The organism is Phaeobacter sp. JH204B (genome assembly GCF_048055755.1).
Classification (GTDB): Bacteria; Pseudomonadota; Alphaproteobacteria; order Rhodobacterales; family Rhodobacteraceae; genus Phaeobacter; species Phaeobacter bryozoorum.
This window is the reverse complement of the sequence record NZ_JAYMXF010000030.1, coordinates 102,258-118,863: the sequence shown is the minus strand read 5'-3', so window position 1 is coordinate 118,863 and position 16,606 is coordinate 102,258. Positions and strand designations below refer to the sequence as shown.

Annotated in this window: 15 protein-coding genes; 10 read left to right on the top strand and 5 right to left on the bottom strand. The window is 59.5% G+C overall.

The window, feature by feature from the left end:
- Positions 1–30 precede the first annotated feature (30 nt).
- From VXL81_RS16920 to VXL81_RS16910, 3 genes are all read left to right on the top strand, one after another.
- Positions 31–375: a helix-turn-helix domain-containing protein gene (locus VXL81_RS16920; protein ID WP_061047892.1), complete on the top strand. Its 345-nt coding sequence runs from the start codon at positions 31–33 to the stop codon at positions 373–375.
- A gap of 181 nt (positions 376–556) precedes the next feature.
- Positions 557–1,207 (top strand): autoinducer binding domain-containing protein, encoded by a 651-nt coding sequence (locus VXL81_RS16915; protein ID WP_416555296.1) that lies wholly within the window; start codon positions 557–559, stop codon positions 1,205–1,207.
- A 61-nt stretch (positions 1,208–1,268) separates the two neighbouring features.
- Positions 1,269–1,976, top strand: a complete 708-nt coding sequence (locus VXL81_RS16910; protein ID WP_416555294.1) for an acyl-homoserine-lactone synthase — start codon at positions 1,269–1,271, stop codon at positions 1,974–1,976.
- A gap of 215 nt (positions 1,977–2,191) precedes the next feature.
- Here VXL81_RS16910 and VXL81_RS16905 read toward each other — a convergent pair whose 3' ends face one another.
- On the bottom strand, positions 2,192–3,055 hold the full coding sequence (locus VXL81_RS16905) for a DNA adenine methylase (protein WP_416555292.1): 864 nt from the start codon (positions 3,053–3,055) through the stop codon (positions 2,192–2,194).
- The gene (locus tag VXL81_RS16900; RefSeq protein WP_416555290.1) at positions 3,052–4,494 is read right to left on the bottom strand and encodes a hypothetical protein; all 1,443 of its coding nucleotides are present in this window, start codon (positions 4,492–4,494) and stop codon (positions 3,052–3,054) included. Before VXL81_RS16900 ends, VXL81_RS16905 begins: the two co-directional genes overlap by 4 nt.
- Positions 4,495–5,525: 1,031 nt before the next feature.
- Between VXL81_RS16900 and VXL81_RS16895 the strand changes: the two genes are divergently transcribed.
- The 4 genes from VXL81_RS16895 to VXL81_RS16880 all read left to right on the top strand — a co-directional run bounded on the left by VXL81_RS16895 (position 5,526) and on the right by VXL81_RS16880 (position 10,514).
- Positions 5,526–8,342, top strand: coding sequence for a glutamine-synthetase adenylyltransferase (locus tag VXL81_RS16895; protein WP_416555288.1), 2,817 nt, complete (start codon positions 5,526–5,528; stop codon positions 8,340–8,342).
- Positions 8,332–8,625: a hypothetical protein gene (locus VXL81_RS16890; protein ID WP_340545900.1), complete on the top strand. Its 294-nt coding sequence runs from the start codon at positions 8,332–8,334 to the stop codon at positions 8,623–8,625. The genes VXL81_RS16895 and VXL81_RS16890 overlap by 11 nt, the downstream gene beginning before the upstream one ends.
- 110 nt (positions 8,626–8,735) lie before the next feature.
- On the top strand, positions 8,736–9,950 hold the full coding sequence (locus tag VXL81_RS16885; protein WP_416555286.1) for an RSP_2647 family RNA methyltransferase: 1,215 nt from the start codon (positions 8,736–8,738) through the stop codon (positions 9,948–9,950).
- A 21-nt stretch (positions 9,951–9,971) separates the two neighbouring features.
- On the top strand, positions 9,972–10,514 hold the full coding sequence (locus VXL81_RS16880; protein ID WP_416555284.1) for an RSP_2648 family PIN domain-containing protein: 543 nt from the start codon (positions 9,972–9,974) through the stop codon (positions 10,512–10,514).
- Between the two features lie 30 nt (positions 10,515–10,544).
- Here the strand turns inward: VXL81_RS16880 and VXL81_RS16875 are convergent, their stop codons facing one another.
- From VXL81_RS16875 to mazG, 3 genes are all read right to left on the bottom strand, one after another.
- Positions 10,545–11,540: an LLM class flavin-dependent oxidoreductase gene (locus VXL81_RS16875; protein ID WP_416555282.1), complete on the bottom strand. Its 996-nt coding sequence runs from the start codon at positions 11,538–11,540 to the stop codon at positions 10,545–10,547.
- A gap of 197 nt (positions 11,541–11,737) precedes the next feature.
- Positions 11,738–12,430 (bottom strand): M48 family metallopeptidase, encoded by a 693-nt coding sequence (locus VXL81_RS16870; RefSeq protein ID WP_340545896.1) that lies wholly within the window; start codon positions 12,428–12,430, stop codon positions 11,738–11,740.
- Between the two features lie 73 nt (positions 12,431–12,503).
- Positions 12,504–13,340 carry a nucleoside triphosphate pyrophosphohydrolase gene (gene mazG / locus VXL81_RS16865; protein WP_340545895.1) on the bottom strand — a complete coding sequence of 279 codons (837 nt, stop codon included), beginning with the start codon at positions 13,338–13,340 and terminating at the stop codon, positions 12,504–12,506.
- Positions 13,341–13,404: 64 nt separating this feature from the next.
- Here mazG and VXL81_RS16860 point away from each other — a divergent pair, with 64 nt between their 5' ends.
- The 3 genes from VXL81_RS16860 (at position 13,405) to speB (VXL81_RS16850) (ending at position 16,578) form a co-directional block, all read left to right on the top strand.
- On the top strand, positions 13,405–14,580 hold the full coding sequence (locus VXL81_RS16860) for a M20 aminoacylase family protein (protein ID WP_416542140.1): 1,176 nt from the start codon (positions 13,405–13,407) through the stop codon (positions 14,578–14,580).
- Between the two features lie 88 nt (positions 14,581–14,668).
- Positions 14,669–15,634, top strand: coding sequence for an agmatinase (gene speB, locus VXL81_RS16855; protein ID WP_416539765.1), 966 nt, complete (start codon positions 14,669–14,671; stop codon positions 15,632–15,634).
- Positions 15,631–16,578, top strand: coding sequence for an agmatinase (gene speB / locus VXL81_RS16850; RefSeq protein WP_340545892.1), 948 nt, complete (start codon positions 15,631–15,633; stop codon positions 16,576–16,578). Before speB (VXL81_RS16855) ends, speB (VXL81_RS16850) begins: the two co-directional genes overlap by 4 nt.
- Positions 16,579–16,606: the final 28 nt, after the last annotated feature.

Here is a 16,606-nt window from a genome sequence, read left to right as displayed (position 1 = left end):
GGGAACTATAATTCCCTGTATGATGCAATCATGGTTGGACCGATTGATAGAAGCCAAGCGGTGAGTGGTGTCGACACTGAGGTGTGGCGCAAACGCCTAAGACAGGCGTTGGATGACCGTGGCTTGGACTACGGAGAGGTCTCAGTAGCAGCGGGTAATAACGACGAGTACGTTAGTAAGATCCTGAATGGTCGCTTCAATCCGACGGTGGCAAGAATTCTGAGAATCTGCGAAGTCGCGAATATAGAGATGGCGTATCTTTTTTCAGATAGCCCGTCCGCTGGCGAGCGCGAGGTTATATCGAAGTCGAGTGACCTTACTGAGAGTGATGCCGACTTAGTCAGTCGGTTGGTCGCAAGTTCCCGATCTTTCTGACAGAGCGGTTTCCATCGCGTCTCTAAACGCCTGTATTCCTTTTCCTGGCTTGGCCGCATTCTGCTCAGCTACGCGCTTAAGAATGAGTTCGAGGGTGCGAGCCGTTATTCCGTTGCTGTTCATTGTCTCGCCTGGTCCAGAAAAGTATTACTTGTGATAATACCGCAATGCGGTATTAAGTATGGTCATTACATATGCAGCGTGTGTGTCCAATATGATTAATGATATAATGAGGGTGCATTTGCGTACCCTGGAAGAGATTTCGAACAAAGGCTTCTCGCTCGGTGTTGGCTTCGACGGCGCAGAACCTGTGTTCATGAAGTCTACTTACTCAAGGGAGTGGATCGATCACTATCTAGTGCAACGATATTTTGACCTAGACCCCACCATCCACTTTGGCAAATCTGCAACTGGCTTCACGACTTGGGGCGATCTGAGACGACATTACCCAACTTCCAACAAGTTTTTCGATGATGCGGCTCGTTTCGGTCTAGACTGCGGTAATACACTGTCCATCCACGTCGATGGTCAGGTCTCTATATTAAGTTGTTCAGGGTCGAAATGGGGAGATACGGAGCGTCGATTGGCGAAAGCGGCGCTCTATTCGATCCATGCCGTCCACCATCGTGAGTCCTGCCGGTATACGATCAAAGAGAAGTCAAAAGATGTTATCAGACTGATGTGTGCAGGATACCAGGACCGGGAAATTGCAGAGAGGCTAGGGGTCAAGCTTGAGACAGTTCGGCAACGAAGGCAAACTGCGATGCAGGCGGTCGAAGCGACATCCACCGCTCAGCTTATATCACTTGTGATAAAATATGGCTTGATTTAGCGCTTATCGATTCACAAGCTTGTCGACCGGATGAACATGGCGTTTCTATTAGGAGAACGCCATGAAGCTACATGTTTTTTCATTTGCACAGAGATCGAGTTATTCAGGGGTTCTAGAGGGTTTTTTTGCCCTGAGGAAGCGCAAGCTGGTTGACGAGCTGGGTTGGGCGTTAGCGCACGAGGGTGGGCTGGAGAGCGACCAATATGACAGGCCGGGTGCAGTGTACTCTATTGTCACCGATGACGACTGTGTTGTTGCCGGTGCGCGAGCGTTGTCCTGTGGCGCAGCGTATGGCCGGTGGACCTATATGTTGAAAGATGCAGCCGATGGGAAGCTGGAGGGTATTCCTGAAGGGTTGATGGACGTTTACCCGACGGATCACTCCGCGTGGGAATGTACACGCTTTGTCACCGACGACAGATTGGCGGAAAATTCTTCTTATAGCGTCGAAGCTAAGTTGGTTGTGGCTGGTTTGTGTCGGGGCACACATTGGCTTGGGGCTACCAGTCTACTGTCACTTTCGCCCCGAGCACTCGGCGTACTACTTAGAAGGTTTGGATATAGGGTTCAAAGGCAGGCGAACCGCTATTTGTGCGAAGATGATCAGCGTGAATATTGGGCATTTGTGATGGCCTGCGATCCGGCTGTAAATGAAAAGCTATTCCTCACGTATGCTACGCCAACAGCGCTTGCTAATTCCTCAGGGCGGCATGATTTGCGCGTACAGCCTCTAACTCGTTGTCACCAAGAGCGAGCCGATGTGGTCTAAGATGTGGCGAAAACTGCTCTCAGGTTCAGCGAAGCTGTCGCGAACCGAAAATTTGAAATAATGGCGCTTACGGTACGTCTGTCACACTCAGTGCTGCGATAGCAGTACTGAGTGCACGGCCGCCACTATGTGGGCCGAACTAGTCGGCGGCTGTAGTAGGTCAATTTATTACGTCTAAGTTAATGCCCATTCTCGCGTCGCGGATCGTCCAAATTTCATGAAGCTAGACGGCGCTCCAGCCACAGATCCGGCAATTGAAGATGGCTGGGTGCTATTAGCAGCTCGTTCCCAAGGCGCTTTGTTTGGACGGAGTATTGTAGGTCAAAGCTATGCAACCTAGAATCTGCGTAAAGGTTGCGAATTTCCTCCGCGTTATCATATGTGACGACCCAAGGGATGTCTAAGCGCTGTATTACTTTGGCCAGAGCGGCATGATCGTCAGGTCGATAGAAGCTAGTGTAAAGCTGAGATCCCTTGTTGAAATACGGTGGATCTACGCATAAGAGTGCTTTAGCGGGCAGCAAAGATTTTGCGCGTTTCAAAAAATCTAATGCATCAAGCCGATGCAAGTGAATTTCGTCCTTGTACGCTGCAACCCTTTGTATGCGCTCTACGAGGTCAATCTTATTGAACCGACAGTCCATGAGGTAGTTGCCTTTTTGAGCCAAGCCACCAATTACGCCTCCCTGCGCGATTATTCCGGACCGATTTGTGCGGTTAAGATAAAATGTAGCAAACCCAAGTTTCAGGGGGTCCGAGAAATCTCGTTCACGGTAGATTTCCCGTTGATGCTTCCATTCTTGAATCGATAAATCAGCATTTAGTATTCGATCAATTAATGCATCTGTTTCTTCAAGTGCTGAATGCCAAAAAGACCATATTGAAGCATCCAGGTCATTTAGGTGAACTTCTCTAGCTGCGCCATCAAATAGCAAAGCCAAAGCCAGTCCAGCACCTCCAGCGTATGGCTCAGCGTAAGTACGGTGTAGTAAGTCGTTTTCGCGAAGTATATCCTTCATCACCTTGAAAAGACACGATTTTCCACCGGGGTAACGCAGTGGTGATGCGGTTCGGGTCATTTTTTGAGGTGCTTTCGAAGGTCAAACTCTATTACAGGCAGGATTACTTTCCAGTCTGAACTCAATTGAGCGGCGTCAAAACCGGCGGCGGACCTGTTGTGCTTGGTTTCATTGCCATGCTGATGCACACGGATCACAGCATTCTCTACAGTGTTAACTTGTTCTTTTGAGTAGCCCAAGTCCTTACGTGCCGACAAGTTCTTTTTACCCCAGTGCGCGCTAATATTTCCACTTTCGTGTCGGCCCAACGCCACAGAAAGACTGTCCAAAAACGACCAGATGACAACGTAGAGAGCTGGTACGTGATCCTTCACCGGGATCGAGGAAAGTGAGTAGTACAAGCTACTGAACTTTTCGTTTTTCAACTCAACTAAGTGCTCGTACACGTCTTCTGAGTATTGCAGAAGCTTGCTAGGTTGAGGCCTGATAGGGCGTTTTATGGAAATGGCACTCTGATCGACCGTTGCTGGTTGGCTTGCCGGGATGGTTGTAGCTGCACCAGAATTCCGGGTTTCTGCTACATCAGTTGATGCCGTCGCCTCCGTACTAGCCACGTTGTCTGGAGGGGGCGAGTAACTTTCAGGTTGCGGTTCCGGAGATGAATTTTCCAGGTCCTTCCAAAGGGGAATCGCTTCCTCCAATCTTTCGGCGGAACATCCTAACTCTGCTTCTAGCAACTTGGCCTTAGCAGCGATTGGGGCACTCTTGGCTTGAGAGCCCAGCTTCTTGATTTTCGCTTCTTCCAGCAACCAGGAGAGTAGCTTGTCGAAATCCTCAAGAGGGCGATCTCGCAACACTAGGCTAGCGTCTTTGTCAAATTGGATACCTAGTGCGGATCTCATAACAGGGTTCCCTAGGAGGCGAACCAAATGGGATAGAACATTTTCTGAGTCGTCGCTCCGAATAAGGCACCGTTCAACGGCATAGTCCAAGACTGCCTGACCACGAAGGTTTCTAGGGTTTTGAAAGTAGCGCGTTTTCTGTGAAGTGTCCCACTGTTTGCGCCCTAAGCCATTGCTAGCTCCAGCATGAGCACGTGTGATCCACTTTATGCGTTCATCCTCATCTTCCACTACAACGACTTCGATTTTTCTTGGGGCGTTGTAGTTCTTTGCCAACTTTTTGAAGACCGCCTTGTGTTGGCTGGGAGCTTTTCTAGGATCCTTAAGCAGCTTCAGCGCGCACAAACGCCTGTTGCCTTCTGCTACGATGTAATTTGCATCTTTAGGATCATCCTCAAGGTCTTCTTGGAATACCATGAAGCGTTCGAGGGGGGACAAACCGTTCTTGGCTATGTCTCGCGCTAACTCGACAACTTTTTCACCCTTGCACAGCGCTTCAATGGCTCTTGTTTCCTCAAGGAGACCCTCAAAACGAGGGTTGTCATCATGTAATATCAAACGACTTACAAAGACCTTCTTTACTTCAAGCATAGTCATCAAATTCCAAAATTTGTCTGCTGCGTTCCTTTCTAGCCTTGAAAAAGGATCTGCTCAACCACTCAGGGTTGATTGTGCTCGGTCTGACCGTCGTTCTCCCTTCTCGCCAGTATTCGCAAACTTGAGCGCGGCGTGCATCACAATGTATGCACCTGGTTCGTAACGCGCATCTGGTATGCCCTGGGCGCATGTGCTGCCAATGGCAGCAGTATCGCGAGCCTACCTTGAAACCGTTCCAAGTTACGAGCAATGGACAAAACAGTTGTATTCGTTCATCTATTTGATTTTATGGAGCTAATCCCGTTCTAGGAACTGACCCTTCCGATGGTGCGCTAGTTCCAAGTTCGGTGGGCTACACTGCGGTTAGAAACTCAACATAAGCGCGCTTATTGGGATCTTGCGGCGCTGCTGTGGTGGTGCCGTTTTGGCTGGGGCTATGCCCTCACAGCCTTACAATGAAGGCCGACAGGGCAGGTGGGCGCTGCTGTGCGCTACGCTGGGAAGCCTGGGCAGCATAGAGGCAGGTAGCCCCGGATAATTTGAAACTTGAACTGTCTCAGTTTTCGACATCGGCCCCAAAGTCGCCCGATTTTCAAGTTGTGCAAGACAAGCGCCATTTTGGCCCGAGCCTTTAAAACCCTCTTGAAAGCCCAATTTTTTAGGCTTCATCCGCGTTTGTCCGGATTCCCCCGGCCTCTTCCGGTTACTGCAATATAAATTGTCTCCTAACAGGAGATAAACGGCTGCGCTTTGCTGTCAGACTTTGTGATACATATCCGATGACCTGAACACGCGTTGTATCGCAATTTTGGCAATGCTAGGGTGCCGGTCGGTCACTGGTTCACTGGTTACTAAGACGCTGTCTGACATGCCCCCGGAACTTGAGCGCAGCCGCAGTACCAGCATTAATGTCTCATTCATAAAAGGGCTATTCCGGTATTCCTTACCTTACGTAACCTTTTGAACTCTGGCAGGGCCAAAGGGTGGTTTCCTCAATTGACGACGGCGGCGTCTCACCCCAGTGTCTGCGGATGGGACAGTCGATTGATATTCAGCGCCTTCCACGGGCATTTGATGCGGATCTGGCCGGCGATGCGCTTGCGCTTGTGCCGGACCTTGGCGGCGATGAGGCGCGCCTGGTCGCAGGGGCGGCGGGCTCCAGCCCCTATCTGAAGGAGCTGATCACCCGCGAGGCCGCCTGGCTGGCCCCCGCACTGGCGGATCCGCTGGTCGCGCTTGGTAAGATCATGGAGGCTGTGCGCGGTTTGGCACCGGATCAGCTGAAGCCGGGGCTGCGGCAGGCCAAGCGCCGACTTGCGCTGCTGAGCGGGCTTTGCGATCTGGCCGGGGCCTGGGATCTGATGCAGGTGACCACGGCGCTGACGCAATTTGCCGAACTCTGCGCCGATCGGGCGATCAAGGCGGAAATTGCCGCACTGATCCGCCGTCAGAAACTGCCGGGCCTGACCGAGGCCGATGTGGAGACCGCCGGCGGGTTGACCCTGCTGGCCATGGGCAAGATGGGCGCCTATGAGCTCAACTACAGCTCCGACATCGACATGATCTGCCTGTTTGACGAGACACGGTTTGATCCGGCCGATTTCTATGAGGCGCGTCAGGGCATGGTGCGGGCGACGCGCAACATGTGCACGGTACTGAGCGAACGCACTGCCGACGGCTATGTCTTCCGTACCGATCTGCGCTTGCGGCCCGACCCGGCGGTTACACCGGTGGCCATGGCGATGGAGGCGGCGGAGCGCTATTACGAGAGCCTCGGGCGCACCTGGGAGCGCGCCGCCTATATCAAGGCGCGCCCCTGCGCCGGGGATCTGAAGGCGGGGGCCGAGTTCCTGCAGACGCTGCGCCCCTTTGTCTGGCGGCGGCATCTGGATTTCGCGGCGATTCAGGACGCCCATGACATGCGTTTGCGGATCCGCGAAAACAAGGGGACCGGCGGGCCACTGACGGTGCCCGGCCATGACATGAAACTGGGGCGTGGCGGCATCCGCGAGATCGAGTTCTTTACCCAGACCCGGCAGCTGATCGCCGGCGGGCGGGATGAGAGCCTGCGCCAGCGCGGCACGCTCGACGGGCTGACCGCGCTCGCGGCCAAGGGCTGGGTGCCGCAGGAGGCCTGCGCGCAGCTCAGCGCGCATTACATTGCCCACCGCGAGGTGGAGCACCGCATCCAGATGGTGCATGACGCCCAGACCCACCGGGTGCCGCAGTCCGAAGATGGCATTGCCAGGATTGCCTGTCTGATGGACCGCGACCCGCAGGCGCTGCAGGCGGAGATCCGTGGGCGGTTGCAGGAGGTGCATGAGCTGACCGAGGGGTTCTTTGCCCCGGATGTGCCAAGGCCGCAACCGGCCGCGGCGGTGCCGGAGGCTCTGGATGGCGATATCCTGGCGCGCTGGCCGACCTATCCTGCGCTACGCTCGGCGCGCGGTGCGCAGATATTCGAGCGGCTGAAACCGGAGCTGCTGGCGCGGCTGTCCCGCACCGCCCAGCCGGCCGAGGCGCTGGTGGCGCTGGATGGGTTCCTGGCGGGGCTGCCTGCCGGTGTGCAGCTGTTTTCACTCTTTGAAGCCAACCCGCAACTGATTGATTTGCTGATAGATATTGTCGGCACCTCTGGTACGCTGGCGAGCTATCTGTCGCGTAATTCCGGGGTATTCGATGCTGTGATCGGCGGCTCTTTCTTCAGTGACTGGCCCAAGCGGGAGGGGCTCTGCCAGTCGCTTGCGGCGGTGCTGGCGCAGGAAGAGGATTATGAAACCCAGCTGGATGCCACCCGGCGCTGGTGCAAGGAGTGGCATTTCCGTATCGGGGTGCATCATCTGCGCGGGCTGATCGATGCTGCCACCGCAGGGGCGCAATATGCCGAACTGGCCGAGGTGGTGATTGCCGGGGTGGCGCCGGTTGTCCTGCAGCAGTTTGCAAAGAAACACGGAACGCCTCCGGGGCGCGGGGCGGCGGTTCTGGCCATGGGATCGCTGGGTGCGGGGCGGATCAATGCGCTGTCGGATCTCGACCTGATCGTGATTTATGACCCCGGAACCGCGGAGGCCTCGGAGGGGCCGCGACCGCTGGCGACACGCCCGTATTATGCGCGGCTGACCCAGGCGCTGATCACGGCGCTGACTGCGCGTATGTCGCAGGGGCAGCTCTATGAGGTGGACATGCGGCTGCGACCCTCCGGCACCCAAGGCCCGGTGGCCACGAGCCTCGAGAGCTTCTGCGCGTATCAGCGCAATGACGCCTGGGTCTGGGAACATCTGGCGCTGACCCGGGCGCGGGTGATGGCGGCTGTGCCTGCACCGGGTGCGGAGGGGCTGGCACAGGATATCAACGCATTTCGAGCGGGTTTTCTCGGGGCGCCGCGCAGCCGCGCGGCGATCCTGCCCGAGGTCGCCAAAATGCGCGCCCGTCTGGCCGCTGCCAAGGTGCCGACAGGTCCCTGGGACGCCAAGACCGGCGCGGGTCGGCTGATGGATATCGAGCTGATCGCCCAGGCCGGGGTCCTGCTGAGCGATGCCACCGGGCAGGACGTCGCCGCCGGGCTGGCGGGCGCTGTCGCCTGTGGCTGGCTGGATGCCGCAGATGCAGCGGAATTGCAGCGCGGCTATGATCTATTCTGGTCGGTACAGACGGCGGCGCGGCTGGTCTCGGGCAAGGCAATTGATGCACGGACATTGGGAGAGGGCGGCGCGCTCTTTCTGTGTCGCAGCACCGGCTATGACGATCTCGCCGCGCTGGAGGCGACGCTGACCGAGAGCTACGGCAGATGCGGTGACATCATCGCCGCCGCATTGGAGAGAGAGGGGGCGACAGGCCATGACGAATGAGGCGACGGTTGATGCGGCGCAGCTGGCGCGTCTTGATCCCAAGGGGTTGATCCGGGAAAGCTACCGTATCGAGGGGATTGGCGAGGGCGAATGCCGCAGCATCTTTCTGGATTGGGCGCTGAGCCTGCCTGATGGGGTCGACAGCCGTGTGGCAACCATCGCGCTCGTGGAGCAGCTTGCGGCAGTGCATCCCGATCACCCGATGACGGCTGTTCTGCGCGAGGGGCAGGAGGCTGCCGACAGGCCTCGCAGGCGCGGCGGCTGGCGTTCCCGTCCGCGGTGAACTCACTTGCGCCGCGCGGGATCGGGCCGCAGAGCCTGACGCGACCAAGGCATCGTCTCTGCGTTGCGGATGCCCTTTCAACCGCGCGTCGTTGGGAGTAAGAGAGGCGCATGACAGCATCTTCCTCCGCGCCCGAGCGCGCCCGCGTAAAACTGAAACCCAAAGCCAATGCCCGTGCCCTGCGCCACGGCTTTCCCTGGGTCTATGCCAATGAACTGGTCACCGACCGGCGCACCCGGAAACTGGCACCCGGCACCCTGGCGGTGCTGGAAGACGACGCGATGACGCAGATGGGGCTGGTTGCGGTCAACCCCGAAAGCAAGATCATCGCGCGGATGCTGGACAGCGATCCTGCGGCCGAGCTGAGCGTGGAGTGGTTCAGCGCCCGCCTGCGCCGCGCGCTGGAGCTGCGCGAACAGCTGTATGATGCGCCGTTCTACCGGCTGGTCCATGCTGAATCCGATGGTCTGCCCGGCGTGGTGATCGACCGCTTTGGCGATACCTGCGTGGTGCAGCCCAATGCCGCCTGGGCCGAAGCCCATATCGAACCGCTGACCGAGGCGCTGGTGGCGGTGACCGGGGTGACAACGGTATTGAAAAACGCCTCGGGCCGGACGCGCAGCCTGGAAGGGCTGGACGATATCAGCACTGCCCTGCGCGGCACCGCCCCCGAGGCGCCGGTAGAAGTGTCCATGAATGGCGCCACCTATATGGCGGATCTGACCGGCGGGCAGAAAACCGGCCTGTTCTACGACCAGCGCGACAATCACGCCTTTGCCGCCAAGCTGGTCAGGCCGGGCGCAAATGTGCTTGACGTGTTTTCCCACGTCGGCGGCTTTGGTCTGGCGATGCTGGCGGCTGGCGCAGCGACGGCAACCTGTGTCGACGGATCCGCTCCGGCGCTGGATCTGGCGCGGGACGGCGCAGGTGCCAGCGGTTTTGGCGATCGGTTTAGTGCACGGCAGGGCGATGCCTTTGAGGTGCTGGCCCAGCTCGCCGAAGAAGGGGCGCAGTTTGATGTGGTGATCTGCGATCCGCCAGCCTTCGCACCGTCGAAACAGGCGCTTGAGGCGGGGTTGCGGGCCTATGAGCGGATTGCCAAATTGGCCGCCCCTCTGGTGGCGCCGGGTGGCTATCTGGGGCTGTGCTCCTGCTCGCATGCGGCTGACCTCAGCCGATTCCGCAATGCCTCGGCGCGTGGCATCGGGCGCGGCGGGCGGCGCAGCCAGCTGTTGCACACCGGGTATGCCGGGGCGGATCATCCACAGCTGCCTCAGCTGGCCGAAAGCGGCTATCTGAAGGCTGTGTTCTTCCGGCTCGACTGATCTGTTGCGGTTGATCAGGCCATGAAACTGCTGCTGGACGCCTGTGTCCTCTATCCGACCGTGATGCGTGAGATGCTGCTGGGGGCAGCCCGGATTGGCCATTTCACCCCGCTGTGGTCACAGCGCATCCTTGAGGAATGGGCGCGGGCGGCGCGCAAGATCGGTCCTGCGGGGGAGCCGCAGGCGCGGGCAGAGATCGCGCTGATCTCTGCGGCCTGGCCAAAGGCTGCCGTCACCCCGACAGCGGCGGTTGAAGCACGGCTTTGGCTGCCGGACGTGGCCGATATCCATGTGTTGGCCGCCGCCATTGCCGGCCATGCCGACGGGATCGTGACCGTCAACAACAAGGACTTCCCGCGCCACACGCTTGCCGAGGAGGGGTTGGAACGGATCGGCCCGGACCAGCTGCTTTATGATCTGTGGCGACAGGATCCGGACGGGATTTCGGGCGTGGCTGCGGCTGTGCTCGCCGAAGCAAACCGGCTGTCAGGCGGCGGCTGGGAGCTGCGCCCGCTGCTGAAGAAGGCGCGGCTGCCAAGGGTGGCCAAGGTCTCAGCGGCCTAGCGTGCTCGGCCGCTGAGACCTTGGCGCGGCTCAGATGTCGCCCAGCACCTCAGCGGCGATCTCAAAGGATCGCAGCCGTGCATCGTGGTCATGGATCTGCCCGGTCAGAATGATCTCATCCGGTTGATACCGCTCAAGAATACCAGACAGTTCGGCGGCCACCGTGGCCTTGCTGCCGGTCGCGGAAATCCGCAGCGCCTCATTCACCCCGTTCAGCACCGGCGGGGCGATATGCTGGGTGATATCCTCCACCGGAGCCGGCAGCTTGCCCGGTTTGCCTTCGTGCAGCCGGGCAAAGGCCTGCTGCATGGTGGTTCTCAGCCGCTGCCCTTCGCGGTCGGTATCGGCGGCAAAGACGTTGACCGCGATCATGGCGCGGGGGGCGTCGAGATGCTCTGATGGCTGGAAGCCGCTGCGATAGGCGGCCAGCGCCTGCTCCAGCGCGGCGGGGGCAAAGTGCGAAGCAAAGGCATAGGGCAGCCCCAGCTGTGCCGCAAGCTGCGCCCCATAAAGGCTGGAGCCGAGGATCCACAGCGGCACCCTGGTGCCCTGTCCCGGAAAGGCCCGCACCCGCGCTTCGGGTGTTTCGGGGCCAAGGTAGTTGATCAGCTCGATCACATCATGCGGGAAGGTATCGGGATTGCGCTCACCGGTTTGCAAGCCCCGACGCAGGGCGCGGGCCGTCTGCAGATCCGTGCCGGGCGCGCGTCCCAGCCCAAGATCAATGCGGTTGCCATATAGGCTGGCCAGCGTGCCAAAGGCTTCGGCCACCATATAGGGGGCGTGGTTGGGCAGCATGATTCCCCCGGCACCGACCCGGATCGTTTTGGTCTGTCCTGCGATATGGCCGATCAGAACAGCGGTGGCGGCACTGGCGATCCCCGGCATATTGTGATGCTCCGCCAGCCAGTAGCGGTGATATCCCCAGGCCTCGGCCCGCTGTGCCAGATCAGTGCTGTTGCGCAGCGATTGAGCGATGTCATGGCCTTCGGGTACGGGGGCAAGGTCAAGAACGGAATAGCGCATGGTAGGTCTCCGGGAGCCCGCCCAGGCGGGTCGTTAGGTCTTGTGTCCGCAGGGACATATCTGACTGAAACGCCTGCAACGGGGGATTGGTTGCCCACAGATGGGGATGGCGGCCGCACGGGCCAAGGGGGATGACGCGCCCGGTTGCGCTTGATCTTGTGTAAATTTCAGTGAACCAATGGTTTGCGGCCTGATCTTCAGCTCTTTCCCTTACTCCAGCGCTGTTCGAGCCGGTCCAGCGCGGCAATACGCTCCTCGGTCTTGGGGTGGCTCATCAGCCAGGCGGGCGCCATGCCGCTGCGGGCCTGTGTCAGCTCTTCCAGCTTGCGAAACAGGCTTTTCTGCGGAGCGATGCCGATCCCTGCCTTGGTCAGCAGTGCTGCGGCATATTCATCGGCCTCATATTCATCGCTGCGCGACAGCCGCGCCGCCAGCAGTGAGGTCAGCACATTGGCAATCCAGGGCCCGACAAAAGGCACGAAACGGCCGATGATAAGCATCAGCGCCGTGCGCAGCGCGTTCTGCCCGGAAAAATCAATCATGCGTTTTCGCGCGTGCCCCAGCGCCACATGGCCCAGCTCATGTGCAATCACCGACGCCAGTTCAACATCGCTGACCTCGCCATTGCGGTATTTGCGATAGAACCCACGGGTGATGAAGATCCGGCCATCCGGCGCCGCCAGCCCGTTTACCGGATCGACCTCGTAGATATAGACCGGGATATGGCTGATGCCGAGCGCCGCTGCCATTCGATCCGTCAGCTGGCGCAGGCGGGCATCGGCCAGCTCGGTTGATTGCTGATCAAGGGCCCGATGGGTGCGCCAGACCGACAGGCGGTACATGACCAACCCGTAGATCACGGCGAGAAGGATGGGGGTTAGACGCAACATGCTTTAGGATATGGGGCTGGCGGTGAGAGCGGACAAGGCGCGTGGCCCGACAGACCGCGCGGTGGGCAGCGCGTCAGTCATCGCAGGATGGCGTGGCCGCGCGCGCCTCTGCCTTTACCTCGTCCCAGAGCGCGTCCATTTCCGCCAGGTCACTGTCTTCGGGACGTTTGCCGCGGTCGGAGAGCTTGGCCTCGACCCCTTCAAAGCGGCGGGTGAACTTGGCATTGGCGGCCCGCAGTGCGGCTTCCGGCTCCACCCCCAGATGGCGGCCCAGATTGGCCATCACAAACATCAGATCGCCAAATTCCTCCTCCACCTCGGCCTGGCTCAGGCTATCGCGGGCTTCTACCAGCTCGGCGGCCTCTTCAACGATCTTGGCGATCACATTGTCCGCCGACGGCCAGTCAAAGCCGACACGTGCGGCGCGTTTTTGCAGCTTGTAGGCGCGCAGCAGGGCGGGCAGGCCGACCGCCACACCGTCCAGCGTCCCCTGTTGCGCCTTGCCTGCGCGCTCCGCGGCCTTGATCGCCTCCCAGTCAGCGGTCTGCTGGTCGGCGGATTTCTCGCGGCTCTCGTCACCAAAGACGTGCGGATGGCGCGCGACCATCTTGTTGGACATGGTGGTGACCACATCCTGAAAGGTGAAATGCCCGGCCTCCGCCGCCATCTGCGCATGAAACACCGACTGGAACAGCAGATCCCCCAGCTCGCCCTTCAGCTCATCCCAGGCCTCGCGCTCAATTGCATCGGCAACTTCGTAAGCTTCTTCAATGGTATAGGGCGCGATGCTGGCAAAGTCCTGTTCAATATCCCAGGGGCAGCCATGCTGTGGGTCGCGCAAGCACGCCATGATCTGCAGGAGCCGGTCGATACCGGCGGTTTCATCGTGGATCAGGTTGGTATCGGGCATTGCGGCGGCTCTTGTTCCTGTGTCAGATGCATCAATCCCGAGTCTGACCAAGGAGTCCACCCCCATGCCGGTTGTGAACCGAATTGCCGATTATGCCGAGGACATGACAGCCTGGCGGCAGCATCTGCACCAGATCCCCGAGCTGGCGCTGGATCTGCCGAAAACAGCGGCCTTCGTGGCGGAACGGCTGCGGGACTTCGGCGTTGACGAGCTGCATGAAGGGATCGCAAAGACCGGCATCGTGGCCATCATCAACGGTCAGGAGAGCAGCGCGGCGGATGCCCCCTGTATCGGTCTGCGCGCCGACATGGACGCCTTGCCAATCCCGGAGGAGACCGGTGCGGCCTATGCTTCGACCCATGCCGGCAATATGCACGCCTGCGGCCACGATGGGCATACGACGATGCTGCTGGGTGCGGCGAAATATCTGGCGGAAACACGCAACTTCAAGGGCCGGGTGGCGCTGATCTTCCAGCCCGCCGAGGAGGCCATCGGCGGTGCGCGCATCATGGTCGAAGAGGGGATCATGGAACGGTTCAACATCGGTGAGGTCTACGCGCTGCACAATGCGCCGGGTCTGCCGGAGGGGCATTTCATGACAACTCCGGGTCCGCTGATGGCGGCGGTGGATAGTTTCCATATCCATATTCAGGGCGTTGGCGGCCATGGCGCGATGCCCCATGAAACCCGCGACCCGGTGATGGCGGCCTGCGGCATCGCCCAGGCGATCCAGACCATCGTCTCGCGCAACCATTACGCGCTGGATGATCTGGTGGTGTCGGTGACGCAGATCCACACCGGCACGGTGGACAATGTGGTCCCCGATACGGCCTATATCAACGGCACCGTGCGCACCTTTGATCCCAGGGTGCAGGAAATGGTGATACGGCGCATGGGTGAGATCGTGGCCGGGCAGGCGGCCAGCTACGGGGTCGAGGCGGAACTGGACTATGAGATTGGTTATCCCGCGACCATCAATGACGCGGCCAAGACCGATTTTGCGGTCTCCGTCGCGGCCGAGATCGCAGGCGCGGAGCATGTCGAGGCCGAGGCCGGCCGCGAGATGGGGGCGGAAGATTTCTCTTATATGCTACAGGCCCGTCCCGGCGCCTATCTGTTTCTGGGCCAGGGCAATAGTGCTGGGCTGCACCATCCAAAGTACGATTTCAACGACGATATCGCACCGGTCGGTGCCTCGTTTTTTGCCCGTCTGGTCGAGAAAGCACAGCCCGCAAGCTGATCTGGCGACAGCGCGGGGGCTTTCAGATGACAAGGCCACGCGCATTCGCTAGGAGATGGCCACAACCCGAGAAGAGGGAGCAGTCTGCATGGCGCTAGAAGACGCAAAGAAACAGGTCGATCAGGCCTTCACCCGCGACGACCTGAAGGGGTTGAGCTTTGAAAACACCTTTGGCGGGGCGACGTCCTTTCTGCGGCGCCGCTACACCAAGGACCTGACCCATGCGGATATTGCCGTCACAGGCATCCCCTTTGATCAGGCGGTGACGAACCGCCCCGGCACCAGGCTTGGCCCCCGCGCAGTGCGTGAAGCCTCGGCCCTGCAAAGCCCCGATGCCCCCTATGGCTGGGACATTTGCCCGGCAAGCGAGCTGGCGATTGTCGACTACGGCGATCTGGCCTTTGACTACGCCAATGTCGCGGCCTTCCCCGACACGCTGACCGAGCATATCCGCGGCATTCTGGCGACCGATACGGCTTCGGTGGCCATCGGTGGCGACCACTATGTGTCCTTCCCCATCCTCAAGGCCTATGCCGAGAAATACGGCCCGATTTCGCTGCTGCATTTCGATGCCCATAGTGACACCTGGCAGGATGATGATTTCAGCCGCGTCGATCATGGCACGATGTTCTACAAGGCGGTGAAATCCGGCATCATTGACCCCAAGACCTCTGTTCAGGTGGGTATTCGGACCACCAATGAGGACAATCTCGGCGTGCCCACCATCGACGCGCCCACCGTGCATGAGATTGGCCCGGACGAAACCGCGCGCCGTATCCGCGACGTGCTGGGTGACCGGCCGGTTTACCTGACCTTCGATATCGACTGTCTGGATCCGGCCTATGCGCCGGGCACCGGCACGCCGGTCTGGGGCGGTCTGACCTCGGCGCAGGCCGAAGCCATCCTGAAAAACCTGCGCGGTATCAACATCCTGGGCGGCGATGTGGTCGAAGTGTCGCCCCCCTTTGACACCACCGGCGCCACCGCCATCGCAGGCGCGCATGTCGCCATGAGCATTATCTGTCTTCTGAGCTGGAGAATTACGGGCCGATGACTGACTTTAACCAGCCGATCAGCGGCAATGATCTGGCGCGGTTCTCCGGGCCGAACACCTTTATGCGGCTGCCGCAGGCGACCTCTCTGGAGGGGCTGGATGTGGCCATTCTGGGTGTGCCGATGGATATCGGCACCTCCTGGCGCTCAGGGACCCGCTTTGGGCCAAAGCAGATCCGCGCCGAAAGCGCGATGATCCGGCCTTATAACATGACCAGCGGTGCGGCGCCCTTTGACAGTCTGAACATTGGCGATATCGGCGATCTGGCGATCAACACGTTCTCGCTGCCCGACAGCCTGCGCATCATTCAGGAAAGCTACAGCGCCATCCTGTCCAGCGACGTGACGCCGGTCGCGATGGGTGGCGATCATTCGATCACCCTGCCGATCCTGCGCGCGATTGCGGAAAAATACGGGCCTGTCGCATTGGTCCATGTCGATGCCCATGCGGATGTGAACGACGATATGTTCGGTGAGCGCGAGACCCACGGGACGGTCTTCAGGCGCGCCTATGAAGAGGGGCTGATCGTCGCGGACAAGACCTATCAGATCGGCCTGCGCGGCACAGGCTACGGGGCGGATGATTTCAAGGAGGCGCAGCGCTGGGGGTTTCAGCATTTCCCCGCAAGCGAGCTGTGGAACCGCTCCCTGCACGGGATGGGTGCGGAAATTCGTCGCGATATCGGCAATAGGCCGGTCTATGTCTCCTATGATATCGATAGTCTGGACCCGGCCTATGCACCGGGTACCGGCACGCCGGAAATCGGTGGGCTGACCACACCGCAGGCGCTGGAACTGATCCGCGCCCTGCGGGGTTTGAATATTGTGGGCTGCGATATGGTCGAAGTATCGCCGCCTTATGACACGTCGGGCAACACGGCGCTGACAGCGGCCAACCTGCTGTATGAGCTGCTCTGTGTGCTGCCGGGTGTGACAACCAAATAAGGCCGGCTGTCCAGTGGCAGCCGCCACG